A 25,737-nucleotide genomic window follows, 5' to 3' on the forward strand; every position below is an offset into this window, starting at 1 on the left:
TTCACAACGATCAGATGGGACCGAATCGTGCCTGTTTACAACGGAAGTTCCGGTTCGCGCCGGGCGTTGCGGCGGGCATTGGTGACCGCCGGCGAGGCCGAGGAACGCACAAAGCTCCAGCGGATCGAGGGCCCCTGGCGCGCATCCTGGCGGATCACGATCTGCGCGGTGCGGCGGGGGCCGTCATTGCCGGCCAGGAACACGCTGTCCTCGAGATCGACCTTGTCGTCGAGCGCTTCGAAGGTCCAGACGTCGCGGTTCGGCAGCACCAGCATGACGCCGCGCGCATCCGACAGCCGGCTCGCCTTCACCGCGGGATGCAGATGGAAGCGCAGCGCGAAATCGGCGTCGGCGCCCTTGAGGCGCGCGCCCTGCGGCGGTGACAGCGTGTCCTCGCCGTCGATCCGCGCGCCGTCATTGGCGACCATCAGCACGCGGCGATGGATCACGCCGAACTTGGCGAGATAGCCGTCATGCGACGTCGTGAGCAGCGTGCCGTCCTGGACGACTTCGCGATAGCTCTCCACCTCACGGGGGCCGCTGATGATCGGTGCGCCGTGCAGCAGCCGCTTCATCGCCGACATCTCGACGAACTGGCAGGACGACGTCTCGTGATAGGTCAGCGTCGAATGCGCCGCGGTGCCGCGCGCGAACGGCCGCCAATTGTCGCGGCCGGTAGTCGGCATGCCGCAATTGGTGACGATGCGGCTGATGCCGGAGGACAGTTCGAACGACAGACAGCCGGCATGCGCGTCGTGGCTGACGCCGGGCGGCGGCGGCGGGCCGGTGTCGATGATCAGCGTGGTCGGGCCGGCGTCGAGCCGCTGGAAGCCGGTGTGCGGCATGTTCGCCATCGGCGCGCCATGGGTGTCGTCATAGGCAAGCAGCGTGGCGAGCAGATCCGACGGCGTCGCGCTCATGCCGTTGAACAACGCGAAATTACCGTCGCCGTGCCGGAAGAAGCGCAGCATCGGCATCATGCGGTCGATCGCATTGAGCAGCGCCGGCGGCGGCGCGATGTTGCGCGCGGCAAACGTCTGCCGCAGCGGCAACAGGTCGATCAGCAGCTCGATCAGCGCGCCCGGGTTGCGCGAGATGTGGCCGCCGTCGGGGAGAATCTGCCGCTGCAATTCGTCGGAGAGCTTTTTCGACGCGCTGCGGATGTGGCGGGCCTGGTTGGCGAGGCAGAGCGTCGTGTAGCACAGCGCGATCTGCACCTGGAGCTTCGGCACCCCGTCCGGGATGTTGACCATGGTGAAGCGCAGGAAGCGGATTTCCCGTGCCAGCGCGCGCAGATAACGGCGGTAGAATTTGTTGTCGGTGTCGTTGAGCACCAGCGGCGCCTGCGACAGTAGCGAGATGACGCGCCGCGCCAGCACATCGGCGCGGCGGGCGACGGGCCGGCGCTTGTTGGCGGGATTGCTGATCCAGTCCTCGACCAGCGCACGCGCATTCGCCCGGGTCAGCGCGGTGTCGGCCGCGCGCAGGTGCCGCAGCCAGCCGAAGCCGAGCAGCGCGACCTCCCAATCCTCCGAGGGCGGATCGAGATCGAAGATCGAGCGGCCGTGGCAGTTGACGATCTTGCCGGCGAAGACGAAGCGCCCGGCATAGATCTCGGCGGCGCGCGTCGCATCCGCGGTGCGCAGATCATGCGGCGCAATGATCAGCCGATCGGTGCGGCCGGGCCAGACCCGCGACAGCGCAACCGGACCGCCGCTCGCGCGCGCGAGCATGTTCCGCGCGAAGCGGTTCATCACCAGCGTCGAGATACGTCTGCGTTGAGCGACCGACACGCCTTGCCTTGAAGGGGGAGAGGATTCCGACGAATCCTTATTAATCCCAAAATCGGACCGCGGACACCACCTTGAATGGCCCCGAATCAGTCCAGTGGTAGCAAAATCCGGTGCAAAATCAGGATTTAACGAGCCGGGCCGCGAAAAATCCGTCGAGCCCGCCGAGCTTCGGGTCGGCGTGCGGCAGGTGGCTCGGCAGGGTCCGCAGATCGCCCTCGGCGGTGATGATCTCGCTGAGCCCGGAGACCTCGCTGGCCTCGATCGGCACGCGGCGAAGCGCAGGCTCGGCGGCGAGAAGCGTGGCGACGGCCCGCTCGCCTTCTTCGGGTTCCAGCGAACAGGTGCAGTAGACCAGCGTCCCGCCGGGCTTGAGCAGCGAAACGGATTTCTTCAGCAGCCGCTGCTGGAGAACCGTCATCGCGGCGACGTCGGATTCCTGCCGCAGCCACGCGACGTCGGGGTGCCGGCGGATCGTCCCGGTCGAGGTGCAGGGCGCGTCGATCAGGATTCCGTCGAGGCCATCCGCCGGGCCGGCCCATTCCACGGCGTCGGCGACGACAGTCTCGGCCTGGAGCGACAACCGGGTCAGGTTTTCGCGCAGGCGTGCCACCCGGGCGGGTGAACGGTCGATCGCTGTGACATGCGCGCCGGCCTGTGCCAGCTGCGCGGTCTTGCCGCCAGGTGCAGCACAGAGATCGGCGATGGATTTGCCTTTGATGTCACCGAACAGCCGGACCGGCAGCGCGGCGGCGGCGTCCTGCACCCACCATTGTCCTTCGGCGAAGCCGGGCAGCATGGTCACCGAGCCATGCAGCAGCGTCCGCACCGATCCCGTCGTCAGCACCTCGCCATGCAGCCGGCTCGCCCATTGTGCAGCGTCGGACTTCACGGTGAGATCGAGCGACGGTTCGTGGCCGAGCGCGAGCGCCATGTCCCGCGCAGTCGCCTCGCCGTAATGCGCACTCCAGCGCGTCAGCAGCCAGGGCGGCAGATCGAGCGATTGCGTCGAGACCTCCTCGACCAGCGCCTGGCCTTCGCGCGCGCAGCGGCGCAGCACGGCGTTGACGAGGCCGGCATAGCGCGCTGCGCGCCGGTCGGATTGCACCAGGCGCACCGAGAGATCGACCGCGGCATGATCCGGCACGTCCATCCAGAGAATCTGGGCAGCGCCGATCAGGAGCGCGCTCTGCGCGCGCGGTGCCTCGGAGGGAATGCCTTTGTCGAGCAGGCGCGACAGCACATGGCCGAGCGTGCCGAGGCGGCGCAGGATGGTTGCGACCAGCCGCCGCATCAGCGCGCGGTCACGGTCGGCGAGCGTCTTCAGTCCGGGATGGGCGCCGGAACCGTCGAGCTGGTCATCGAGCGTGCGGTGCTTGTGCAGGACGCCGTCGACGATGTCGGCAGCGATCCGCCGTGCCGCGAGACCAGGCACTTCGGACGGAGGGGCAAAACGTTGAGATGGCATGCGGAAGTAAGGTTCTGAGCGAGCGGCAGTTCCGCCAATATGGGCGCATGCCTTAAGAACACCAGCTGTGGCATGCGAATATGCCAAATGTAAGAATGGCCTCTGGCGATTTCAGCCCGTCGCGGCCATTTCAGCAATGCGTAATTGGACGTCGCGCATGTCGCGATCCTGCGCTAGGACCCGGATTATGAACGACCAGCCTCCCGCTCCCGATCGCAAACCGTTGCCGCCGGCCGCCCAGCGCGCGCTGGCCGAAGCCGAGGCGCGCCGGCAAGCCGCCGCTGTTCATGCCGAGGCGGCACCGAAGGAGTTGCAGGGGCCGAAGGGACCTGAGCCGACGCGCTACGGCGATTGGGAGCGCAAGGGCATCGCTTCGGATTTCTGAGACGCTGGTCTTTTCAAGCTGACTTGTCGATTTGGCCGACTCAGCCCTAGCGTGCGCGGATGCCGCGCTTCGATCCAGATAGCTCCTATCGGCCGCAGTTCGGCGGTTCGCCGTTTGGCCGTCGCTTCTCCGGGCTGTTGCCCTGGATGTTCGTGGTCGGCATCGTCATGGCGATCGTGCTGACCTTCCGGCACGGCACCGACTGGCGGATTCCGCATCCGGCTGACGAGCGCGCGCAGGATGCCGAGATCATCCTGCAGCAGTCCGGCAATCCCGACAGCCGCCTGCCGATCGACGTCATCCGCACCATCGATGGCGACACTTTTCTCGCGCGCGTGCATCAACGCGACGGGCGCGATCTCGTCGCACGGATTCGTCTGCGCGGCATCGATGCGCCCGAGATGAAGGCGTCCTGCCAGGACGAGCTGGACAAGGCGGAAGCGGCCACCGGGGCGCTGCGCAATCTGCTCGGCCAGGGCGGCGTCACCATCTACAATCTCGGCTCGGAGAAATACGGGCGCGTTCTCGCCGATGTCGCGACCAGACGGACCGCGAACGTTTCGGCGGCGATGCTCGCTGGTGGCTTCGCGCGGAGCTACAATGGCGGTCATCGCGACGGCTGGTGCACGCGCGGCTGGCGGTTCTGGTAACAAAAAAGCCGCGTCGAAACGCGGCTCTTTCAAACTCTGTTTGGGTTGCGACGATCAGCGCGCCACGACCACCGTGGTGCCGACGGAGACGCGGCTGTAGAGATCGGTGATGTCGTCGTTGAGCATGCGGATGCAGCCATAGGAGACGAAGCCGCCGACCGAACCCGGCACGTTGGTGCCGTGGATGGCATATTCACCACCGGCCAGCGTCATCGCCGCAACGCCCATCGGATTGTGCGGCGAGCCGCCCGGGATCACGTCGGGAAGCTGCGGCTTGTCGCGCTTCACCTCGGCGGGCGGCGACCAGGCCGGATTACGGTACTTGCCGTCGATGCGGGTGGTGCCGGCCCACTGCTTGCCGGACTTGCCGACGCCGACCGGATAGCGCACGGCGTGGCCGTCATCGAGAATGAGATAGAGCCGGCGCTCGCTGGTTTTGACCACGATGGTGCCGGGCGAATAGTTGGCGACGTGCGTTCCCACCATTTCCGGCCGCGCCTCGGCAGCCGTCGACATCAAGACCCCTGCCCCGATGGTGGCGGCCAGCGCCACAGCAACCTTCATCGACATCGATATTTCCCATCGTTCAAAATGACGCAAAAACCGGCAATCGCCCGCTCGCCCAGAGATTCTTAACCGCACCTGTTAACCGGATGGTTTCCACGCACGGCCGCCGAGGGCCAGCCAGCAGGGGGAACAAAGGAAATGTTCGAAACAAAGTAAATGACTTGAAAACAACACTCGGCGGCAAAGATGCCGCCGCGCCGGTGTCCGTCCTGACAAGTGCGTGAGGGCGTGAACGGGGGTTTGTTTGGGACGACGTTGGCGCGAAAGGCAGTCTCGTGTCCCGGACGCGCTGCAGCGCTCTTGCGCTGCTGCGCAGAGCCGGGACCCAGCTTCTTCTTTTCGTGGATAGATGGGCCCCGGCTCTGCAGCGCACCGCTGAAGAAGCGCTGCGCTGCGTCCGGGGCACGAGGCCGTTCCTACGCCGACTTCTTGTTCTGCCGGTTCTTCACGAGGTCGTCGACCACCGCGGGATCGGCGAGTGTCGAGGTGTCGCCAAGGCTGCCCGGCTCGTCCTCGGCGATCTTGCGCAGGATGCGGCGCATGATCTTGCCCGAGCGGGTCTTGGGCAGGCCGGGCGAGAACTGGATCTGGTCAGGTGCCGCGATCGGGCCGATTTCCTTGCGGACCCATGTGACGAGTTCCTTGCGCAGTTCGTCGCTCGGCTCGACGCCGGCCATCAGGGTCACATAGGCGTAGATGCCCTGGCCCTTGATGTCGTGCGGATAACCGACCACGGCGGCTTCCGACACCTTCTCATGCGCGACCAGCGCGCTCTCGACTTCCGCGGTGCCCATGCGATGGCCGGAGACGTTGATGACGTCGTCGACGCGGCCGGTGATCCAGTAATAACCATCGGCGTCGCGGCGGCAGCCGTCGCCGGTGAAGTACTTGCCCTTGTAGGTCGAGAAATAGGTTTGCTCGAAGCGTGCGTGGTCGCCATAGACCGTGCGCATCTGGCCCGGCCATGAACGGGTCAGGCAGAGATTGCCTGATGTCTCACCCTCCAGCACCTTGCCGTCGGCGTCGACGATCTCGGGCGCCACGCCGAAGAACGGCTGCGTTGCCGAACCCGGCTTGAGTTTTGTCGCGCCCGGCAGCGGCGTGATCAGAATGCCGCCGGTCTCGGTCTGCCACCAGGTGTCGACGATCGGGCAGCGGTCGTCGCCGACGACGCGGTGATACCACTCCCAGGCTTCCGGATTGATGGGCTCGCCGACCGAGCCGAGCAGGCGCAGGCTCGCGCGCGAGGTCTTCTTCACGGGCTCGTCGCCCGACTGCATCAAGGCGCGGATCGCGGTCGGTGCGGTGTAGAAGATGTTGACCTTGTGCTTGTCGATGACGTTCCAGAATCGCGAATTATCCGGGTAATTCGGCACGCCCTCGAACATCAGCGTGGTCGCGCCGTTGGCGAGCGGCCCGTAGAGAATGTAGCTGTGGCCGGTAACCCAGCCGACGTCGGCGGTGCACCAGTAGATGTCGCCGTCGTGATAGTCGAACACGTATTGATGCGTCATCGACGCGAACACGAGATAGCCGCCCGAGGTGTGCAGCACGCCCTTGGGCTGGCCGGTCGAGCCCGACGTGTAGAGGATGAACAGCGGGTCCTCGGCGTGCATGTGCTCGACCGGGCATTCGGTCGTCACCATGGCGGCCGCCTCGTGGTACCAGAGGTCGCGCGTCGGGTTCATGTCGATCTTGCCGCCGGTGCGCTTGACCACGACGACCCAGTCGACGCCGTCGGCCTTGGCGATCGCCGCGTCGACATTGGCCTTCAGCGGCACCTTCTTGCCGCCGCGCAGGCCTTCGTCCGCGGTAATGATGATCTTGGACTGGCAGTCGTTGATGCGCTGGGCGAGGCTGTCGGGCGAGAAGCCTGCGAACACCACCGAGTGGATCGCGCCGATCCGGGCGCAGGCCAGCATCGCATAGGCGGCCTCCGGGATCATCGGCAGGTAGATGGTGACGCGGTCGCCCTTCTTGACGTTGCGGGTGCGCAGGATGTTGGCCATCCGGCAGACTTCGTCGTGCAGCTCCTTGTAGGTGATGTGCTTGGACTGCGAGGGATCGTCGCCTTCCCAGATGATCGCGGTCTGGTTGCCGCGCTTGGCGAGATGGCGGTCGATGCAGTTATGGGCGACATTGAGGATGCCGTCCTCGAACCATTTGATCGAGATGTTGCCGGGCGCGAAGGAGACGTTCTCGATTTTCGTCGGTGCGTGCATCCAGTCGATGCGCTTGGCCTGCTCGGCCCAGAACGCGTTCGGGTCCGCGATCGAGCGGGCGTACATGTCCTTGTACTTGGCCTGGTCGACCCAGGCCCGTTTGGCCCATTCCGCGGGGACGTCGTAAATCTTCTCGGACATGTTTCCCTCCACATACGGCAAGCCAAACGCTGGCGATGCGCAAGCCGACTTGATCGTTGCACCGATTATGCGTCGGGCTAACCGGACCCGACAAGGAGCACAAGCTGGACCTTCGGTGATCGGCCGGCCATGCGGGAAATCAAGCGGCAAAGGCCGGCTGTCGCAAATCTGAAACAGGCCGGCGGAGGTTTTGGGCTCTTTACCCAGATCTCCGGAACAGGCCTGCGCAGGGCGCCCATGCGTCGCAGGAGGTATTTAGAAACCGCTTTTCACTGATTCGGGACTCGCAATGCGGTTCGGAACACCCTAAGTGGCTAACCCGGGTCCCAAAGAGGCCCCCCAAGCGAGGCTTGGAACAAACATCAGAACAGCGGCATTGAACGGTACCAGACAGGGCCAAGGCGTAAGACTATGATGGATCAGCAGAATCTCGGGACGATGCGGCCTGCCTCGGCCGATCCTGCTGCCATTGCGCTGGCCAAAGCCCTCGGACAATGGCCGAAACCGGCCGGTTCCACCCGTCCCAGCCCCAAAAAGGTGTTCGATTCCGCCTCCCCGGCGGCGGTCGAGGCGCTCGCCAAGGAACTCGGCCTGCGGCTCGGCGACCAGAACGAGCTGACCATCCGCCGCATCCGCCGCGGCAAGGGCTATTCCTTCGTCCGCCCCAACGGCGCCCATATCCGCGACGCCCGCACCATCCGCCGGCTCCACGCCATGGCGGTGCCGCCGGCCTATCGCGAGGTGCGCTACTCGGCCGATCCGAGCTCGCATCTTCAGGCGGTCGGTCGCGATGCCGCGGGCCGGCTGCAATATCGCTATCACGCCGACTGGGAGAAGGTCCGCGAGCACCGCAAGGCGCATCGCCTGGAAAAGCTCGTCGGCGCGCTGCCAAAGATCCGGCGCAAGGTCTCGGCGTTCCTGTCGGGCGACGAGCCGACGCGCGAATTCGCGCTTTCGGCGGTGATCGAGCTGATTGCGCGTACCGCGATCCGTCCCGGCAACGAATCCTATGCCCGCCTCAACGGCACCCGCGGCGCGACCACGATGCTGAAGTCGAACGTCACGCTCGAGGACGATTCTTTCGTGCTGACCTTCAAGGCGAAGGGCGGCAAGGCGGTGCGCAAGGAGTGCGACGCGGCCAAGCTGGTGCGCGCCATCGGCATCCTCAACGGCGTTCCCGGCAAGCGCATGTTCCAGTATCGCGATGCCTACGGCATCGTGCGCGCGGTCAGCACCACGCAGGTGAATGCGTTCCTGCGCGAGATCGCCGGCATCAAGATTTCGCTGAAGGATTTTCGCACGCTGATGGCCTCGGCCGTCGTCGTGGAATCGCTGTCGCGGATCACGCCGGCGACCAGCCAGCGCGGCCGCAAGAAGCAGGTGCTGGATGCGATCCGCGCCGCCGCCGACAAGCTCTCCAATACGCCGGCGATCTGCCGCAAGAGCTACGTGCACGACACCATCGTCACCGCCTTCGAGGACGGCATCCTCGAGCGTTTCGCGGCAACGATGAAGGGCCAGCGCTCGCAGGCCCGGCGCGAGCAGCTGTTGCAGCAGGTGGTCGCGACCGCGGCGGTGTAACCCGCCGCATCGCTACATATTGTCCGAAAGACCCTTGTCCGGACCGGGATCGCGGCCAGCGGCTGCGTTTGTGAGCCGTGCCAGATAATGCGCCCACCCTTTCGCGTGGGCGGCCACCTGTTCCTCGGTCGGCAACCCGCTATGGGTCATGCGCAGCAGCGTGCCGCCGTCGCGTTCGATCAAGTCGATCTCGATCAGGCTCGAGCCGGGCGGCACCTCCTGGCCGCCCTCCCAGCCGAACGTGTAGGCCAGGCGATGCACGGGTACGACCTCGCGGAAGGCGCCGCGGGCGACGCTGGCACGCGGGCCGATGCCTTTGAGCAAATAGAGCCCGCCGGGATGCGGCTCGGTGGTCGCATCCGAGCCCATCCAGCTCAGGATTTTCTCAGGATCGGTCAAATAGGCGAAGACGGTGGCGCGCGGGGCTGCGATCTGCGTCTCGCGTCGCAATACGAACGGCTCGGTCATCGGCGATCATCCCTGGGCAGATACTGGCACATGGCGGCGCCAAAGCAGCCCGTCAAGGATTGCCCGTGACAAACACCGCCGACCTTCGCCATCATCGTCTGATGCAACTTTCTCCGACCCTCGCCTGGCTCGTCGATGCCGCCTCGGATAGTCCCGGCGCCGATCGCCTGCTCGCGGAACTCGGCGCGCATCTGCTTGCCGATGGTGTGCCGCTTGCGGCAGGCAGCCTGACGCTGGAGGTGCCGCACCCGTTGATCGCGAAGCGGACATGGCTGTGGCGGGCGGACAACGGCCGGGTGATCGAGGCGCTTGGCTTTGCGCCCGGCGGGCTCGCGCCCGATTTGCCCAACGATGCCGGCCGCCGCTGGCTGCGCGACATCGCAGGCGGCGAAGTCCATGAAGACGTTGTCGGGCGCGATGGGCCGTTGCTCGGCTGGATCGGGCCGCGTCCGTTCACGGCTGGCGAAATCGAGCAATTGCGCCAGGCCGCGCGCTTTGCCGCGACGCCGCTCGCCGTGCTCGCTGGGCGCGCCACGTTGCGGGCCACGCTGGAGGCCTATCTCGGCAAGCGCAGCGCCGAGCGGGTGCTGGCGGCGCCGCTGCGGCGCGACCTCGGCGAGACCATCCAGGCCGCGCTGCTCTATGCGGATCTGCGCGGCTTCACCACCTTGTCGGAAGCCAGCCTGCCGGCCGATGTCATCGCGGCGCTCGATGCCTGGTTCGATCGCATCGCCGGTGCCGTTCATGCCTTCGGCGGCGAGGTGCTCAAATTCATTGGCGACGGCGTGCTCGCGATCTTTCCTGTGGTCGAGGCGTCACCGCGTCGCGCCTGCGAGGCCGCTCTGCGCGCGGCAGGTGCAGCCGAAGCCGGGATGGCGTATCTCAATGCCGAGCGCGGCGCGCAAGGGTTGCCGCCGCTCGCGTTCGGTGCCGCGCTTCATCTCGGCGAGATGCTCTGGGGCAATATCGGCGCCGCCAATCGGCTCGACTTCACGGCGATCGGTCCCGCCGTCAATCTCGCCAGCCGGCTCGAAGGCCTGTGCAAGCCGCTCGGCCGGACCGTGCTGGTGTCGGGCGCACTCGCCGCCGAGACGGACATGCCCCTGGTCGCGCTCGGGCTGCACAAGCTGCGTGGCATCGCCTCGCCATGCGAGGTGCTCACGCTGCCGGAGACGCACGGACGGACATCGTAACCCGGAGGGCGCAGCTTCTGCAGCCGGTCGTCGCGACCGCGGCGGTCTGAAAATCAGGTCGGCGGCAGCTCGCCGGGATTGCTCTTCGCAGGATCATTGTCTTTCACCTGCCCGCGCAGCCGATCGCGTTCCGACCTGGCGAAATCGTTGTCGGGCGCCAGCGTGACCGCGTTCTCCAGCGCCGTCAGGGCGTCACGCGGCTTGCCCGTGGTCTCGAAGATCACGGCCCGCGCCAGCAGGCCGCGCGGATCTTTCGGGGCGCGCTTGCTGAACTCGTCGAAATCGCGCAGGGCGGCGTCATAGTTCTCCTGAGCCTGTTGGGCCTCGCCGCGCGCCAAATAGTAGTCGGCATTGCCGGCCTGCCGCCTGATCGCTTCGTTCAGGTCGGCGACCGCCTTCGCATAATCTTTCAGCCCCAGGTAAGCAAAGCCCCGATAGTAGTAAGCGACGGCTGCGGTCAGCCAGGCGGTCGAAGGGCTGGCCGTCTTGTTCAGGTCCTGCAGCGCCGCGTCGTACTCTCCGCGAGTCATGTAGATCCAGGCACGGTCGTTGAGCGCCGCGGCGTAATCGGGCTGAATCTTCAGCGCGGCATTGAAGTCGGACATCGCGTTGTCCGGCTCTCTGTCGCGCTGCATGAAGCCCCGCTGGGTGTAGACTGACGCCAGCTTCGCGCCGGATATCTTGCCGCCATTGATCAAATCGGTGCAGGCGGTCTCCGAGGCGGTGCCGCGATTGGCAAAGCAACTCATCATCTCGAGATCGACAGGATTGACCGTCGTTGTCTTGACCGGCGTGGCGGTCGACGTTGCCGCCTTCTGCGCGATCGGCTTGGCCCAAGTACCGGCATTGGTACCGGCGTTGCCCCAGGCACCGGTATTGACCGGCTTGCTGATGAGGATCCAGCCGGTGATCAGCACGGCCATCGCGGCGGGCCATGCGTACCACGACCATCGATACCAGGGATCGATGCTCCACAATGCGCCGTGCAGCGCGACGATGCGGGCCGCGGTCGTCATGTCAGCTGTCCCGGATCGCCGATTGAATGTCGCTGAGCTCGAACTCGGCGACGCTCGCATTGGGGTCTCGCGACGTGCGCAGGGCATGCGCCTCGCGGGTCTTTTCGAGCAGCGTTCGCATCGAGCGCGCGTTGCCCCATTGTGGATCGTCGCGTTGCGAGTCGATCCATGGCGCGAGCGCCGCCTCGAAGCCGATCGGCAGCAGATATTGCTGCTCGGACGCCATGGCGCGGAAGATTTCGCAGAGCTCGATCGCGTCATAGGGCGGGAAGTCGATCGTCTTGGTGAAGCGGCTGGCAAGCCCCGGGTTGCTGGCGATGAACCGGTGCATTTCGGCGGGATAGCCGGCAACGATCACGACCAGGCGATCGCGGTGATCTTCCATGTATTTCAGCAGCGCCTCGATGGCCTCGCGGCCGAAATCACCCTTCCATTCCGCAGCGCTCAGGCTGTAGGCCTCGTCGATGAACAGGACTCCGTCGAGTGCGGAGCGGCAGACGTCGAGCGTCTTCGGCGCGGTCTGGCCGACATAGCTCGCGACGAGCTGGCTGCGATCGGCTTCGATCAGATGGCCTTTGCGCAGCACGCCGAGCGAGCGATAGATGTCGCCGATGGCGCGCGCCACCACGGTCTTGCCGACGCCAGGAGGTCCGGTGAACACCATGTGCCGGCTCGTTGCGAACACCGGCAGGCCCTGCTCGCGCCGCCGACGCTCGACTTCCAGGCTCGCGAGCAACTTGTTGATCTCGGTCTTGACCGAGGCGAGCCCGACCATCATGTCGAGGTCGTCAAGCGCATTGTCTGCGGTGCGCGTCACCATCCGGGTCTCGCCGGTCGCGGAATCGGTCGTCAGCCTGCGGCCGTAGGTGTAGCCGCTTCCGATCGGGACGAAGCCCGATGCCGCGGGGTCGGCTCCGAGGCGGGACGCGATGTAGCCGACGCTGGCCGCGGAGACCATCGTCAGCGCGACGCCGACGAAGCGTAGCGCGGTCATCTCGGAGAAGAGCGAGCCGATCCAGCCGAAAAAGCCGAGCTGCGGATTGAACAGCAGCGCGCTGACCCCTGCCGTCGCCACGCCGATCAGAATGAAGGCGAGAATGAAGCGCGCGTTCAGAAAATTCTGCATTCAAAACTCACTTGGAAATCTCACCTGCACGCAAATCTCACTTGCACGGCGGGCGCGCAGGCCATCGCACCGTGACGGTGCTGGAGCCGCTGACCGGCTCCATCCGTGCCGTCGGATAAAGGGATACGAGCAAACCCTTGGCGTCACCGTCCGCGGTCAGCGGGTCGAGCCCGCCGCTGTCAGGCAGCGGGTTTGGCAGGGCAATTCTCTGCGGCTGATCGGTGACGTGGAAGGAAGGCGAGCGGTACTTGCTGGTGCGAAACGTGACGGTTCCGCCGGCAGGATTGCCCGGCGTCGACACCGTGATGAAGGCGACCGGATAACGGCATTGCCGGCTGTCGGATTGCGCGACCCGCTGGCCATCCGGCGTCAGGGTCGGGATGGCGTCCGCCACCTGCTCCTGCGGCACCAGCGCGATGACGGGTGCGTCGGGCTCCGTGCGCGTCGTCAGGAACCATCCCATGATGGCCCCGATCATTGCCGCGCCAGCCAGCAGCATCGCCAGCATCGATGAAACATTTTGTCGGGGACGGAATGGAAACTCCCCTGTGGGGCCGTTCGTGGACCCTGGCGATTGCTCGCCGCCGTCCCTTTCCTGCATCGCCATGACGCGAGAAGACCCGTTGAACGTCCATTCCTCCGGCCGAATTTAGGAATTCTGTCGGCGGATATCAATGGTTGTGAGGGGATTGTCGCGCTATCACAATGCCGTCACAAGTCGGCCTTCAATCGGAGCGAATTACATCCCGCCCATCTTGCAAACCAGCTTCCATTCCTCGGCCGTCACCGGCTGCACCGAGAGTCGTGAATATTTCACCAGCGCCATGTCGGCGAGTTTTTTCTCGGCCTTGATCGCCGCCATCGTCACCGGTGTCTTCAGGGGCTTGTCGGCCTTGATGTCGACGCAGACGAACTTTTCGGTCTTGTCGGTGGGGTCGGTGTAGGCCTCCTTGATGATCTCCGCGATGCCGACGATCTCCTTGCCCTCGTTGGAATGATAGAAGAACGCCTTGTCGCCCTTCTTCATGTTCACGAGATTGATGCGTGCCGTGTAATTGCGCACGCCGGTCCAGGCCTCGCCCTTGGCGCCCTTCGCGACCTGCTGGTCCCAGGACCACACCGATGGTTCGGATTTCACCAGCCAATAGTTCATCGCAACCTGCCTCATTCCCGGATATGCGCGCCTCTCGTGCCGCGACCATACAGCCACGCGGATGCCTGCGACAAGCGCGGGCATCCGCTATCCATCGCGCGACTTACTCCTTCAGATATCGATCGAAGAATTTTGCGATATCGGTGAATGCCTCCTTCGTCTCCGGCACATTGATGTTGAACTGGTACTGCGCGTGAGACTGGCCTTCATAGACGTTGAGGTCGGCGATCACGCCGGCGCGGCGCAATTTGCGATGGGTGCGAACCGTGTTGCTCAGGAACAGATCGCGCGTGCCCGATGTCAGGATGGTCGGCGGAAAACCTTTGAAGTCGCCGTAGATCGGCGAGATGTAGGGATTCTTCAGATCTGTGCCGTTGGCATAGAGTTTTGCGGCGCGGCCAAGCCAGCCGTCCCAGGTCACCAGCACGTTGTCGACCCACTCGTTGCTGGCATAGGTGTCGCCGATCCTGTCGATATCGGCCCAGGGCGTGCCCGGTGCGATGGCGGCCGGCTTCGGCAGCTTCTCGTCCTTCGCCCGCAGCACCATCGCAAGCGTCATGGCACCGCCCGTCGACGTGCCGAAGATCGCCATCCGGCGGGCATCGTGATCCCTGGTGACTTCCTTCCAGACCGCCATCGCATCGTCCATCGCGGCGGGATAGGGGAAATCGGGCGGCATGCGGTAGTCGACCGAGATCACCTTGAAGCCGCCAAAGCCCGCCATCATGATCGCTTCCGGCAGTGCGGCTTCGCCCGGCCCGAACACATAGCCGCCGCCATGGACATGAACGAGCAGGCGACGCCGGTTTTCGGGCGCGATCCTGTTCGGCGTGACGATGAAGCAATGCACGCCGGCGATCTTGGTCTCCTCGACCTTGACGCCGAGCTTCTCCTTCATCGCGGGGATCCCGGCGATCGCCAGCTTGGCGCGGCGGTCGATCAGCTCCTTCCATTCCGCAGGGGTTTTCGGGTCGGCATTGAAATGCGGCGGAAACGGCGCGCCGATCATGGCCTGCATGTCGGCGCTGACGTCGTTGGAGGGATTGGCGATCGATTTGACGGGTGCGACCCGCTTGCCGTTGTCGGCATTGGCGGCCGCCTCGTTCTTGGCGAGTTCGTTATAGGAGATCGCCGCCTGGGCGTAGGCAGCGACGGGTAATGTCATGGCGGCAAGTGTGGTGATGGCGATCGAAACGATCGCGCGATGCGGTTTGCGCATGCGTTTTCCCCTGGGATCCGTTTCGTTGTTGTTGGACCGGGATCCTGCGGTGTGCCGCCAGGCTAGACCAGCGTGTACAGGCCGTGAAGTGCTACCTGAGATGCCGAGGTCGCCTTACTCCTCGGCCTTGAACGGCCGAGTCAGCAATCCCTCGATCGCGGCGTCGATCGTCAGCTGACCGTTCAGGATGGCAGCGACCGCTTGCGAGACCGGCATGTCGACATTCCCTGCGCCCGCGAGTTCAACTAGCACCGGCGCGGTAAATGCTCCTTCCGCCAGCTTGCCGGCGGGGGCAGCTTCTCCGCGTCCGAGCGCGATACCGAGTGCGAAATTGCGCGACTGCGCGGTCGAGCAACTGAGGAGGAGGTCGCCGAGGCCGGAGAGGCCGGAGAGCGTTTCAGTGCGCGCGCCATAGGCGCGGCCGAGCCGTGCGAGTTCGCTGAAGCCGCGTGTCGTCAAAGCGGCGAGCGCGGAGGCGCCGAGGTTGCGGCCGACCACGATGCCGGCGGCGATCGCGAGCACGTTCTTGGCCGCGCCGCCGATCTCGACGCCGCGGACATCCGTGGTGTGGTAGGGTCGGAAGGTCGCCGAGCCAAGGGCCTGCACCAGGGCGCTCGCCAAGTCCTCGTCCTTTGCCGCCAGCGTCACTGCCGTCGGCAGGCCGCGCGCGACGTCGTCGGCAAAACTGGGGCCCGACAGGATTGCTGGCTGCGCATGCGGTGCGGCCTCCGCAATCACGTCGGTCATGAATTTGTGGGTGCCGTGCTCGATGCCCTTGGCACAGGCGATGATCGGCACCGGCTTCGTGACGTGCGAGGCCAGCATGTTGACCGCGCCGCGCAAATGCTGCGCCGGCGTCGCGATCAGCAGCATGTCCGCGCGCGCCGCCAGGGCGAGCTCGCTCGTCACCACGATCTCGGGCGCCAGTTGCACGCCCGGCAGTCGCGGATTGTTGCGGGTCGATGCGATCCGCGCGGCGTGTTCCGCGTTGCGCGCCCACAATGTCACGTTCCGCCCCGCACGTGCGGCCACCGCCGCCAGCGCCGTACCCCAGGCACCCGCGCCGATCACCGCGACGGACTGGAACGCGGTCATTGCTAGTATCCCGCCCGCGTCTTGCCGTAGCCTGCGGGCGCGGTGGCGTTGGCGTCGAGCAGCCAGCGCGCGCGCGGCTGTGCCTCCATCGTATCGGTGATGCCGAGCGCCAGGCGTTCGGCGCCGGCCCAGGCGATCATCGCGCCATTGTCGGTGCAGAGTGCGGGCGGCGGCATGATCAGCTGCGTCTGCGCTTCGCTGGCGACGTCAAACAGTGCACCGCGGATCGCCTGATTGGCGGCGACACCGCCGGCCGCGACCAGCGCGCGCGGCGCGCCGAATTGGTCGCGAAACAGCCGGAGACCGACCCGCAGCCGGTCGGCCGTGGAATCCAGCACAGCGGCCTGAAAGCTCGCGCAGAGATCGTTGACGTCCTGCGGCGTGATCTCAGCCAGCCGGCTCGCTTCGGTGCGGACGGCCGTCTTCAGTCCTGACAGGGAGAAGTTGGCATCGGGACGTCCCTGCATCGGCCGCGGGAAAGCAAAGCGCCCCGCATCGCCGTTCGCCGCCGCGCGTTCGACCTGCGGACCGCCCGGATAGGGCAGGCCCAGCATCTTCGCGACCTTGTCGAAGGCCTCACCGATCGCGTCATCGACGGTGGTGCCAAGCCGCACATACTGACCGACGCCAGTGACAGCGACGATCTGGGTGTGGCCACCGGAGGCGAGGAACAGACAATAAGGAAATTCGATCGCATCGGTCAGGCGCGGCGTCAGTGCATGCGCCTCGAGATGGTTGACCGCAACCAGAGGCGTGTCGTGCACCATCGCGATCGCCTTCGCGGTGGTGAGCCCGACGATGACGCCACCGATCAAGCCCGGTCCCGCAGCGGCCGCGACGCCGTCGAGCTGGGCGTAGTCGATGCCGGCCTCGTGCATGGCACGGTCGATGATGCCGTCGAGCACGTCGACATGGGCGCGCGCCGCGATCTCCGGCACGACGCCGCCGAAGCGGGCATGCTCCTCGACCTGCGACCGCACGATATTGGACAGGATCCTGCCGCTCCCGTCAGGCGCGCGCTCGATCACGGCCGCGGCGGTCTCGTCGCAGGTGGTCTCGATGCCCAGTACCAGCATTGGCGAATTGTTATCCAATTTGCGCCCTTGCGCTCATCCGTAAAGCAGAGTTCTGGTAACGCGGTAGCATTCCGGGGTCGGCTTGCGCAATCGTCACGCGCAGCCATCCCTCGAATGCGTCACCGCCACGTGGTCCGGGAACACAAGCGATGTCCATTCTTGTCACACGGCCGCATCCCGACAATGAGGCGACGGCGGAAAATTTGCGCGTGCGGGGACATGTGGTGCTGCTTGCGCCAGTGCTCAAGTTCGAGCCGGTGGCTTTCCATGACGAGAGTGAGGCGGGCTACAGCGCCATCATCGTGACGTCGGCCAATGCGATCCGCGCCGTCGCGCCGCAATTGCGGGACCTCGGCCTCGTGGAGCTGCCGCTGTTCGCGGTGGGTGAGCACACGGCTGCGGTGGCGCGCGAAGTCGGCTTTGCGGATGTGATCGTCGCCGGCGGCGACGCCGCGTCCTTGCGCGACAAGGTGATGCAGAGCGCGCGCGACAAGGTGCTGAAGAAAAAGAGTACGCTGCTCTATCTTGCGGGCGCCGACCTGTCGCGGGATCTCGGCGGCGAGCTCGGCGCGGAGGGGTTTAGCGTGGTCACTCAGACGACCTACCGTATGGCCCCGGTCAAGCTTCTGCCGCGCGACGTCTGCGACGGCTTTGCCGCGCATGGTATCGAGGCGGTGCTGCATTACTCCCGGCGCAGCGCGCGGGCCTTCCTGGACGCGGCCCGGGACGAAGGCGTCGAAATCTCGGCACTGGCGATCCCGCAATGCTGCCTGTCCGAGACGGTCGCCAGCGTGCTGCGTGATGCCGGGGCATCGCAGGTCCTGGTGGCCGCGACCCCGGACGAAAATGCCCTGTTTGACGCCTTGGAGCGTGCTTTGCGGACCCGTTTGGCGTAAGAGGACGGGCCGAATCCGAGGCAATCGGGCTCGTCTCTGGTATGAAAGTGTGAGGAACCGTCACGATGGCCGACGACAAGCCGGAAGACGCAGGCAAGCGTGAAAACGTAGGACTCGCCCCCGAGTCCGGCCGTGCCAAGCGCACCCCGCCCACCATCGACCTCGAGGCGACCGAAGTCTCCACCCAGCCGCAGGATGTGGCGGCTGAGCCGGAGGCGCAGCCATCGGCCGAACAGGCAAATGCCGCGCAGACCGCTGCCGAAGACGCAGAAGTCGAGACGGCCAAGGTCGACACGGCCAAGGTTGAGACAGCCAAGACCGAGCCGGAGCCTGGCGAGGCGCAGGCTGCCGTTGCATCGAGCGCCATTTCGCCCTGGATCATCGCGCCATTTTCCGGCGCCGCCGCAGCCGCGGTCGTGATCGCGGTCGGTTGGGCATTGGGCTGGCCCGCGGTGCAAGCGCCGCCGGCCGCGCCGCAAGTGACCAGTGCCACGGTCGATGCGCTGAGCGGTCGCGTCGCCGCAGTCGAAGCCAAGGCGGGCAAGCCCGCCGCCGATCCGGCCATCGTCGCGCGGCTCGACGCGCTGGAGAAATCCGTCGGCACCCTGCGCGGCGACATCGCCGGCTTGCGCGCGCAATCCGACAAGACCGCGAGCGCATTGAACGATGCGAAATCCGCGCCGCGCGATGCAGCAGCCTCGTCCGGCCTCGCCGCCCTCGACGACCGCATCTCCCAGCTCGAGCGCGCCAGCACCACCGCACGCGCCGAGCTCGCGCAGCAGGGCGAAAAGATCGCCGACGCCAAAGCGGCGGACGACAGGCCGTTGCGCTACGTGATCGCCGCCACCCTGCTCGATGTCGCCGTCCGCCACAACGATCCCTATGAGGCACAGCTCACGGCTGCGCGGTCGTTCGCCGCCAAGCCCGAACTGCTGAAGTCGCTCGATGCGTTTGCGGCGTCGGGCATTCCGACGCCGGTCGCGCTGACCCGCGAGCTCCTCAACATCGTGCCGAAATTGGCGCCGCCGCCGGAGACGCCGAGCAGCAATGCCGGCATCGTCGAGCGCCTTCAGGCGGGCGCGTCGAAGCTCGTCCGTATCGAGCGCACCGACGGGGTCGGCAACGACCGCGGCGCCATCGTCGCGCGGATCACGGCCGCAGCGCTGCGCAACGATTTCGTCGAAGCGCGGCGCGAGCTGAAGACGCTGCCGGATGCCGATCGCGCGCCTGCGCAAGCCTGGCTCGACAAGGCCGACGCGCGCGATGCCGCGCTCGCGGCCTCCCGCAAATTCGCCGACGACGCTCTCGCTGGTCTCGCCAAGCCCGCTCAATAAGATTCGCGCAACAATCCGCGCGTATAGGAACAGTCATGCTTCGCATCGTCTTCTTCCTTGTTCTGATTGCGCTCGCAGGCGCAGGCGCGGCCTGGGTTGCCGATCAGCCCGGCGATGTCGTGCTGACCTGGGGCGGTTTCCGGGCCTCGCCGAGCATTCCGGTGTTCGTGCTCTGCCTCGGCATATTCGCCGTCCTGATCGTCTTGCTCTGGAGCATCGTGACGATGATCTGGCGCACGCCGGGGCGCATGCGCCGCCGCCGGCACGAGAAGCGTCACGCCCGTGGCCGCCACGCCATCACCCACGGCCTGCTCGCGATCGGTCATGGCGACACCGCGCTGGCTCGCCGTCACGCCGACGCGGCGCGGCGGCACGCGCCGAACGATCCGCTCGCGCTTCTCCTGCACGCGCAATCGGCCCAGCTCGACGGTAACCGCGACGAGGCCCAGCGCGCCTTCCGCGCCATGGCCGAGCGCGAGGATACGCGGCTGCTCGGCCTGCGCGGCCTGTTCATCGAGGCGCAGCGCGCCGACGATGCGGTCGGCGCCGTGATGATCGCGGAGGAGGCGATCAAGCTGTCGCCGTCCTCGACCTGGGCCTCGCACGCGGTGCTCGGCTTCCGCTGTGCGCGCGGCGACTGGAGCGGCGCGCTCGCGATCCTGGATTCGAATCTGTCCGCCGGCCTGATCGACAAGCAGGGCTATCGCCGGCAGCGCGGCGTGCTGCTGACGGCGCGCGCACTGGAGTTGGAGACGATGGACCGCGATGTCGCGCGCGAGAGCGTGATGGAAGCCGTCAAGCTCGCGCCGACCCTGGTGCCGGCCGCCGTGCTCGCCGCGAAATTCGAGAGCGAGGCGCACCAGGTGCGCCGCGCCATGAAGCTGGTCGAGGCGGCCTGGCTCGCCAATCCGCATCCCGACCTTGCCGATGCCTATGCGCATGTGAAGCTCGGCGATGCCGCGCGGCAGCGCCTGCAGCGGGTCGAGACGCTTGCGGCGAAAACGCCCGCCGACAAGGCCGGGCATGTCGAGGGACAGCTTGCGATCGCGCGTGCCGCGATCGATGCGACCGAGTTCGCCCGTGCGCGCGAGGTGCTGGCGCCTTACGTCAACGATCCGACCCAGCGCGTGGCGCTGCTGATGGCCGAGCTCGAACGCACCGAGCATGGTGACGGCGGCCGTGCCCGTGCCTGGACCTTGCGCGCGGTGCGCGCCCGTCACGACCCGGCCTGGACCGCGGATGGCTATGTCAGCGACCGCTGGCGTCCGGTCTCCCCGGTCACCGGCCGGCTCGATGCCTTCCAGTGGCAGACGCCGGTGGCGAGCCTGCCGTCCGACAAGGGCACCACGATCGAGTCCTCGGCCTTCGAGGAAGCCATGCTCGCCGCCCCGCCCCCGAAGCGGGTGACGGTGGTTAGCGAGGCGCCGGTGGAACCGGCCGTGATCGCAGAGGTCCCAGCCCCAGCCCCTGCCCCTGCTCCGGCCGCGCAGGACAACGCGCCCCCGGCGGCGACGGAAGAACCGGTGGTAGCACCCGCCGAGCCGATCAAGCCGGCCCCTGAGGCCGCCGAATCATCGCCGGTTGCGGCAACCCCGGTGTTCCGGACCCGTGCGGACCTCGGCAAGCCCACCCAGGCACCGATCCAGGCCGTCATCCCGATCGTCCGCGCGCCGGATGATCCCGGCATCGATGACGACGGCCCCAGCGATGAATTTACGGAACAAATCGGCACGCCCAGGGACCATGCGAAGGCCCAGGCCGGCGGTTGGCGCGGATTCTGGTCCCGTTGGGGCGCGTGAGGCCTATTTCGCCTGCCGCTTGTCCTTGCCAATTCGGGCCATGCCCGATATCAGGGGCGCGTGTATCGGGGCCGGCATCGCCCGGGCCCCGCAGGGTTCGCCGCAATAGCTCAGCTGGTAGAGCACGTCATTCGTAATGACGGGGTCGGGGGTTCGAGTCCCTCTTGCGGCACCATTTTCCGTTTTTCGACGCGGCATCTTCCACGCCCATGATCGGCGGTCGCTCGCGCGCCTGTTGCGCCGCGAGGAATTGATCATTTGCGCTGTGATGGTCGTGCCGCCTTGGGAGGATTTTCCTTCCGGCGTTTCGTATAAGCGCGCCGCGCTCGCTCGCGATTTCCGCACACCTCGCTCGAGCACCACAGCCGGGTGCGGTTCGGGCTCTCATCGACATAGAACCAGCCACAGCCGGCCGCTTGGCAGCAACCAATTCGTCCCGCGTCTGTCGACGTCAGAACGGCGCTCAAAGACCACAGCAACGGCCAAAGTGGTTCGCGGACATCACGCCCCGGAAGGTCGTGCAAGAACACTCCGCCGCGGTCAACAAGACCCGGCTGAGGCGGCGCTTGCGAGAGAAGCTCGTTCACGAGACCTAAGTCTGGCTGCCTATTGCCGCGCAGGGCGTCACAAATCTTCCAGATATCCTGACGCAAGGACACCAGTTCTGCCAGTGCCGCCGCCCCGGCGGATGGCTCCCGCTTGTCGGCCGAAATCAAACCCTCGACCGCCGACGCCGACATGATTCCGCGACGCGCGCACCATCCGAGGAACGCGGCGTAATCGGGTATCAGCTCCTGCGGGTCGTCAGATGTTCGCCAGTCAAGCGTGTTCCCGAAATCCAGGCAAACGCGCCCGCCAAAAAACTGCGTTGCTGCTCGGAGGGGATCCCTTGACATGGCTGCTGCGGTCGTGGCTTATCTAATGCCCATGGCCATTATAAACGAAGCCATCCCAGCGGCAAAGGCCCGCTGCTCGCGCGCCGGGTTCAGGCGTGGTTTCGTCAAGGCGTTGCCGTTCCTTCTCAGCAACGGTCTCGCGGGCGTGGTCATGGGTGTCGCCTATCGCGGTGTTGGACTGGGCTTTGTTCCAGCGGTGCTGTTCAGCGTCGTTGTCTACTCCGCCACAGCGCAGGCCGTCACGCTCGGAATGTGGGCTGCGGCCCCACCAATCATACCCATGGTCATCGCGTGCGTGGCGACCAACGCACGCTATCTGGTCATGGGGGCCCACCTCCATCAACTCTTCGGCAGGCTTCGCAAGCGTATCACGCTTCCGATCCTGTTCTTCTTGGCGGATGCGTCATGGCTGATGACGACCGCCGACGCGGAACGCAATGATGCCGATGCTGGCTATCTCCTGGGCGCGAGCGCACCGATGGCAATCGGTTGGGTGGGCGGAACAGCTTTAGGCTACGGCTTGCCTCTGCAACCTGACGGTCCACTCGCGATTGCCGCCGCGCTGTTGCCAGCCGCTTTCATCGCCACGCTGCTTCCAAGCCAGTGGCGTGGCAAGCGCTCTATACTTCCCTGGCTTTTGGCTGCCATCACCGCAGTCCTCGTCAGTCGCTTCATGGCGCCGAACTGGGCCATGCTCATCGGTGGCGCGGTCGGAACAGGATTCAGCATGTTGCGGGGGGATCATGCTTGATTGGCGAACTCTTGCGGCAATCGGCGTGCTCGGCCTCGTCAGTTACGTCATGCGGTCAGGTGGGTTTCTCGCCGCCGGGCTGATGCGCGAAGACAGGACGCTCGTGACATTCTTCCGACTGGCGCCGGGCAACCTTTTCGTCGCTTTCGTCGCGGCGGCCTGCCTCGAGGGCGGTTTTCCAAGCATCCTCGGCTGCGCCAGCGCATTCGGCGTGATGGCGGTGACCCAAAAAGAATGGGCGGCTCTGGCTGCAGGCTTTGCCACTGCCACGCTCGTCGCAATTTTTCATTCGAAGTAATTCTGCTGCGCCTCGCGGCCGACAGCCCCATCGGCGCGGATGCTGAGCTCGGCTTAAGGCGCAGGTCGGCCAGCGTGATTTCCATCACATAACCTCGCGCAGGCCTCCCGTACTGTCCCGGTCACGCAAACACGGGGAGATGTCACATGCGCAAGATCATTCTGGTTGCCGCCATGGTTCTGGTCTCTGCATCGGCTCAGGCAGGTGACCGCAGCCTGTCGCTGTCTGCGGTCACAGCCGCGCCACAAGCCACCACGACCACGCAAATCAGCGAAGTCGCCTCGGCGGTCGAAGCGCCGAAATATGTCGACCGCCCGCCGGCGATCCCGGCGGCGGAGCCCGCCGTGGCGACGGCTCCCGCCGCGACCACGACGACGGCCTCGGCGCCGCTCACGACGAGCAACCCTGCACCGAAGGCGAAGACGACGGCGAAGGCCGAAAAGCCCCGGCACAAGCGGTGGACCGAAGGGCGCATCATCGCCGAGCTGCATCGCCACGGCATCTATTGGTAATCAGCGCGAAGCTCTCGAAATAAAATGGCCGGGCTGAGCCCGGCCATCATGCTTATTGAGACCCGACGCGCCTAGCGCTGCGAGACCGTCTGCACCACGCTCGACACCGGGCGCGCGTTCGTCGCATTGGTCGCCGGCACCTTCAATTCCTTGAGCACGGCTTCGTCATACTCGGGCAGCGAGTCGAACGTCGTCTTCGCCTTGATCTGCACGACCTTGTAGCCGCCGGCCTTGAGACGGGCGAGCAGCGTCGGCAGCGCTTCGCCGGTGCGCTTCTGGAAGTCGTGCATCAGGATGATGCCCTTGCCGAGCTTGTCGAGCTTGGTCATCACGTTGCTGATGATCTTGTCCGGCGTGCTCTCCTTGCGGAAGTCGAAGGAGTCGAGGTCGGTCGAGAAAATCCCGACGTTGCGGCTGCCGAGATAGCTCACCAGCGCCGGATTCTGCTGAAGCTGCGGGAAGCGGAAGAACGGCGACGGGTTGGTGCCGAGCGCCCATTTCACCGCGCTGAAGCCCTTCTCGATCTCGTCCTTGGCCTGCTGCTCCGTCATCTTCTTGCCGTTGAGATTGAGGTGCGACCAGGTGTGCGTGCCCACCGTGTGGCCCTGGGCCAGAACCTGGCGCAGGATCTCCGGATGCCAGGTGGCGTGCTTGCCGACCGAGAAGAACAGGCCCTTGGTGCATTCATCGGCCAGGGCCTTCAGCACGGCCGGCGTGTTGTGCGGCCAGGGACTGTCGTCGAAGGTCAGCACGACCTCCTTGTCGGCCAGGAAATCGAACTGCTTGTACTGCTCGAAGCCGAAGCCCGGACCTCCGGTCGTGTCGATCTCGACCACGCGCGCGACGCCCAAGGCATTCGGATTGGTGCAGGTCGTCGTCTGCTGAACCGGCGCCACGGCCGGTGCCGGCGCAGGTGCGGACGCTGCGGCAGGAGCGGCGGGCTTGCCCGCGAGTGCCGCCGTGGTCTCGACGTCATCCTTGGCGGCGAGCTTGGCCTGTGCCGGGAGCGGATCGGCGGCACGGGCAGCTGTTGTCTTGGGAGCGCCCTGGTCGGCGCGAGAGGAATAAAAATACCAACCCCCGGCGATCACGACCGCCGCAAGGACACTGGCCAGCATCAGGCCCAACGCATTACGCATCGTTACTCTTTCCAAATACGCAACCAAACCGGCGGAATTTCCCGCGCGCCCGGTCATTAATGCGAAGGAACAGTTAACGTGACACCAACACGACAGCGGTTGCGGAGGAATTTCAGGCCGGTGCGCCAAAGTGACCGACCTCACGGAGAGCAGGCCGCCCGTGACGGTCATCACAGTGGAAAGGATTTTCCGGGAGCATGGTCATTCCCATCAACAACGGGCCCGCGTCCCGCGGTGCCAATGGGAGCTTCAAATGACCACCTCTCTGAACACCAAGTCCTTGACCGCCAAGATCCGCGACACCAGCCTGGCTCTGGGCTTTGCCGCCATCGTCTCGATCATCTCGACCACCTCGAGCTTCGCCTTCTCGGCCGAAGCGCAGCAGATGTGCACCGGCGATGCCTTCCGCCTGTGCTCGTCGGAGATCCCCAACATCCCGAAGATCACCGCGTGCATGATGAAGCATCGTTCGGATCTGAGCTCCGGTTGCCGCGCGGTGATGGACAAGGACCTCGCCAAGGGCGCCTCACGCAAGGTCGCTGACGCCCAGGACGGTCAGTAAGCGCGCAACGATCGCGTCGTTGCGTTAGTCAGCTCCCCTCGCGATGCGCCCCGGCGTCAAGCCGGGGCCACGCGGCGGCGCCAATCAGCCTGCAACGTCGGCCTGCCAATAAAGCCGTTGCGGCTAGGGGATCGTCGCACTAGCTTCGCCCGCATATCTACCGGCTACGAGGCATTACGCGATGACCAGATTTCTTTTCATTGTTTCTTTGGTTCTGTGCGCATCCGGCGCCTCGGCGCAGCAGCAGCCCGGCCACGACGCCTGCGCGCGCGACGTCACGCGTCATTGCCGCGCCGTGATGAACAATGGCGATAGCGCCGTGCTCGCCTGCCTGAAGCAGAACCGCACCAAGCTGAGCAAGGCCTGCGACAAGGTGCTGACGGATCACGGGCAGTAAGGC

At 65.9% G+C, this 25,737-nt stretch carries 26 protein-coding genes and 1 tRNA gene; 13 read left to right on the plus strand and 14 right to left on the minus strand.

The features are described 5' to 3' along the window. Positions 1-35: 35 nt before the first annotated feature. Both NLM31_RS01340 and NLM31_RS01345 read right to left on the minus strand, forming a co-directional pair. Positions 36-1,754, minus strand: a complete 1,719-nt coding sequence (locus NLM31_RS01340; RefSeq protein WP_254135180.1) for a heparinase II/III family protein — start codon at positions 1,752-1,754, stop codon at positions 36-38. Positions 1,755-1,911: 157 nt separating this feature from the next. After that, entirely contained in the window at positions 1,912-3,258 is a 1,347-nt protein-coding gene (locus tag NLM31_RS01345) for an RsmB/NOP family class I SAM-dependent RNA methyltransferase (RefSeq protein WP_254127466.1), read from the minus strand. A gap of 187 nt (positions 3,259-3,445) precedes the next feature. Between NLM31_RS01345 and NLM31_RS01350 the strand changes: the two genes are divergently transcribed. Together NLM31_RS01350 and NLM31_RS01355 are read left to right on the plus strand one after the other, a co-directional pair. Further along, entirely contained in the window at positions 3,446-3,643 is a 198-nt protein-coding gene (locus NLM31_RS01350; RefSeq protein ID WP_254127468.1) for a DUF1674 domain-containing protein, read from the plus strand. 59 nt (positions 3,644-3,702) lie between these two features. Then, positions 3,703-4,293: a thermonuclease family protein gene (locus NLM31_RS01355; protein WP_254127469.1), complete on the plus strand. Its 591-nt coding sequence runs from the start codon at positions 3,703-3,705 to the stop codon at positions 4,291-4,293. Positions 4,294-4,347: 54 nt separating this feature from the next. Here NLM31_RS01355 and NLM31_RS01360 read toward each other — a convergent pair whose 3' ends face one another. Together NLM31_RS01360 and acs are read right to left on the minus strand one after the other, a co-directional pair. Then, entirely contained in the window at positions 4,348-4,863 is a 516-nt protein-coding gene (locus NLM31_RS01360; RefSeq protein WP_254127471.1) for a L,D-transpeptidase, read from the minus strand. A 413-nt stretch (positions 4,864-5,276) separates the two neighbouring features. Further along, complete coding sequence (acs, locus tag NLM31_RS01365; protein WP_254191237.1) at positions 5,277-7,223, minus strand: acetate--CoA ligase; 1,947 nt, start codon at positions 7,221-7,223, stop codon at positions 5,277-5,279. A 411-nt stretch (positions 7,224-7,634) separates the two neighbouring features. Here acs and NLM31_RS01370 point away from each other — a divergent pair, with 411 nt between their 5' ends. After that, positions 7,635-8,804 carry a DNA topoisomerase IB gene (locus NLM31_RS01370; RefSeq protein ID WP_254191238.1) on the plus strand — a complete coding sequence of 390 codons (1,170 nt, stop codon included), beginning with the start codon at positions 7,635-7,637 and terminating at the stop codon, positions 8,802-8,804. Between the two features lie 12 nt (positions 8,805-8,816). Here the strand turns inward: NLM31_RS01370 and NLM31_RS01375 are convergent, their stop codons facing one another. Next, positions 8,817-9,272, minus strand: a complete 456-nt coding sequence (locus NLM31_RS01375) for an SRPBCC domain-containing protein (protein ID WP_254127477.1) — start codon at positions 9,270-9,272, stop codon at positions 8,817-8,819. 101 nt (positions 9,273-9,373) lie between these two features. Here NLM31_RS01375 and NLM31_RS01380 point away from each other — a divergent pair, with 101 nt between their 5' ends. Further along, positions 9,374-10,465, plus strand: a complete 1,092-nt coding sequence (locus tag NLM31_RS01380; protein WP_254196119.1) for an adenylate/guanylate cyclase domain-containing protein — start codon at positions 9,374-9,376, stop codon at positions 10,463-10,465. A 53-nt stretch (positions 10,466-10,518) separates the two neighbouring features. Here the strand turns inward: NLM31_RS01380 and NLM31_RS01385 are convergent, their stop codons facing one another. The 7 genes from NLM31_RS01385 to tsaD form a co-directional block, all read right to left on the minus strand. Then, the gene (locus tag NLM31_RS01385; RefSeq protein ID WP_254191239.1) at positions 10,519-11,481 is read right to left on the minus strand and encodes a tetratricopeptide repeat protein; all 963 of its coding nucleotides are present in this window, start codon (positions 11,479-11,481) and stop codon (positions 10,519-10,521) included. Between the two features lies 1 nt (position 11,482). Then, positions 11,483-12,607, minus strand: coding sequence for an AAA family ATPase (locus NLM31_RS01390; protein ID WP_254191240.1), 1,125 nt, complete (start codon positions 12,605-12,607; stop codon positions 11,483-11,485). Between the two features lie 37 nt (positions 12,608-12,644). After that, complete coding sequence (locus tag NLM31_RS01395; protein WP_254191241.1) at positions 12,645-13,115, minus strand: hypothetical protein; 471 nt, start codon at positions 13,113-13,115, stop codon at positions 12,645-12,647. Positions 13,116-13,346: 231 nt separating this feature from the next. Beyond that, positions 13,347-13,760 carry an EVE domain-containing protein gene (locus NLM31_RS01400; protein ID WP_254135182.1) on the minus strand — a complete coding sequence of 138 codons (414 nt, stop codon included), beginning with the start codon at positions 13,758-13,760 and terminating at the stop codon, positions 13,347-13,349. A gap of 103 nt (positions 13,761-13,863) precedes the next feature. Continuing rightward, positions 13,864-14,979, minus strand: a complete 1,116-nt coding sequence (locus NLM31_RS01405; protein WP_254127479.1) for an alpha/beta hydrolase — start codon at positions 14,977-14,979, stop codon at positions 13,864-13,866. A gap of 114 nt (positions 14,980-15,093) precedes the next feature. After that, complete coding sequence (locus NLM31_RS01410; RefSeq protein WP_254127481.1) at positions 15,094-16,074, minus strand: NAD(P)H-dependent glycerol-3-phosphate dehydrogenase; 981 nt, start codon at positions 16,072-16,074, stop codon at positions 15,094-15,096. 2 nt (positions 16,075-16,076) lie between these two features. After that, complete coding sequence (tsaD, locus tag NLM31_RS01415) at positions 16,077-17,150, minus strand: tRNA (adenosine(37)-N6)-threonylcarbamoyltransferase complex transferase subunit TsaD (protein ID WP_254191242.1); 1,074 nt, start codon at positions 17,148-17,150, stop codon at positions 16,077-16,079. Positions 17,151-17,299: 149 nt separating this feature from the next. On the opposite strand from tsaD, the gene NLM31_RS01420 reads away from it, so the two are divergent. The 4 genes from NLM31_RS01420 (at position 17,300) to NLM31_RS01435 (ending at position 21,354) form a co-directional block, all read left to right on the plus strand. Beyond that, a complete protein-coding gene (locus NLM31_RS01420; RefSeq protein WP_254191243.1) occupies positions 17,300-18,046 on the plus strand; it encodes a uroporphyrinogen-III synthase in 747 nt (248 codons plus the stop codon). A gap of 65 nt (positions 18,047-18,111) precedes the next feature. Then, entirely contained in the window at positions 18,112-19,380 is a 1,269-nt protein-coding gene (locus NLM31_RS01425; protein ID WP_254191244.1) for a COG4223 family protein, read from the plus strand. Positions 19,381-19,415: 35 nt separating this feature from the next. Next, on the plus strand, positions 19,416-21,179 hold the full coding sequence (locus NLM31_RS01430) for a heme biosynthesis protein HemY (RefSeq protein ID WP_254191245.1): 1,764 nt from the start codon (positions 19,416-19,418) through the stop codon (positions 21,177-21,179). 99 nt (positions 21,180-21,278) lie between these two features. Next, positions 21,279-21,354: transfer RNA gene (locus NLM31_RS01435), tRNA-Thr, on the plus strand. 79 nt (positions 21,355-21,433) lie between these two features. Here the strand turns inward: NLM31_RS01435 and NLM31_RS01440 are convergent. Continuing rightward, the gene (locus NLM31_RS01440; RefSeq protein WP_254191246.1) at positions 21,434-22,075 is read right to left on the minus strand and encodes an ABATE domain-containing protein; all 642 of its coding nucleotides are present in this window, start codon (positions 22,073-22,075) and stop codon (positions 21,434-21,436) included. Between NLM31_RS01440 and NLM31_RS01445 the strand changes: the two genes are divergently transcribed. The 3 genes from NLM31_RS01445 (at position 22,074) to NLM31_RS01455 (ending at position 23,636) form a co-directional block, all read left to right on the plus strand. Continuing rightward, a complete protein-coding gene (locus tag NLM31_RS01445) occupies positions 22,074-22,826 on the plus strand; it encodes an AzlC family ABC transporter permease (protein ID WP_254191247.1) in 753 nt (250 codons plus the stop codon). The genes NLM31_RS01440 and NLM31_RS01445 overlap by 2 nt on opposite strands. Further along, on the plus strand, positions 22,819-23,124 hold the full coding sequence (locus tag NLM31_RS01450) for an AzlD domain-containing protein (protein WP_375143513.1): 306 nt from the start codon (positions 22,819-22,821) through the stop codon (positions 23,122-23,124). Before NLM31_RS01445 ends, NLM31_RS01450 begins: the two co-directional genes overlap by 8 nt. A gap of 146 nt (positions 23,125-23,270) precedes the next feature. After that, on the plus strand, positions 23,271-23,636 hold the full coding sequence (locus NLM31_RS01455) for a hypothetical protein (protein WP_254191248.1): 366 nt from the start codon (positions 23,271-23,273) through the stop codon (positions 23,634-23,636). Between the two features lie 71 nt (positions 23,637-23,707). Here the strand turns inward: NLM31_RS01455 and NLM31_RS01460 are convergent, their stop codons facing one another. Then, on the minus strand, positions 23,708-24,775 hold the full coding sequence (locus tag NLM31_RS01460; RefSeq protein ID WP_254127496.1) for a polysaccharide deacetylase family protein: 1,068 nt from the start codon (positions 24,773-24,775) through the stop codon (positions 23,708-23,710). Positions 24,776-25,028: 253 nt separating this feature from the next. Between NLM31_RS01460 and NLM31_RS01465 the strand changes: the two genes are divergently transcribed. Both NLM31_RS01465 and NLM31_RS01470 read left to right on the plus strand, forming a co-directional pair. Then, on the plus strand, positions 25,029-25,337 hold the full coding sequence (locus tag NLM31_RS01465; RefSeq protein WP_254191249.1) for a hypothetical protein: 309 nt from the start codon (positions 25,029-25,031) through the stop codon (positions 25,335-25,337). Positions 25,338-25,518: 181 nt separating this feature from the next. Continuing rightward, positions 25,519-25,734: a hypothetical protein gene (locus NLM31_RS01470; RefSeq protein ID WP_148775584.1), complete on the plus strand. Its 216-nt coding sequence runs from the start codon at positions 25,519-25,521 to the stop codon at positions 25,732-25,734. Positions 25,735-25,737 lie beyond the last annotated feature (3 nt).

It is taken from the genome of Bradyrhizobium sp. CCGUVB4N, assembly GCF_024199945.1.
Classification (GTDB): Bacteria; Pseudomonadota; Alphaproteobacteria; order Rhizobiales; family Xanthobacteraceae; genus Bradyrhizobium.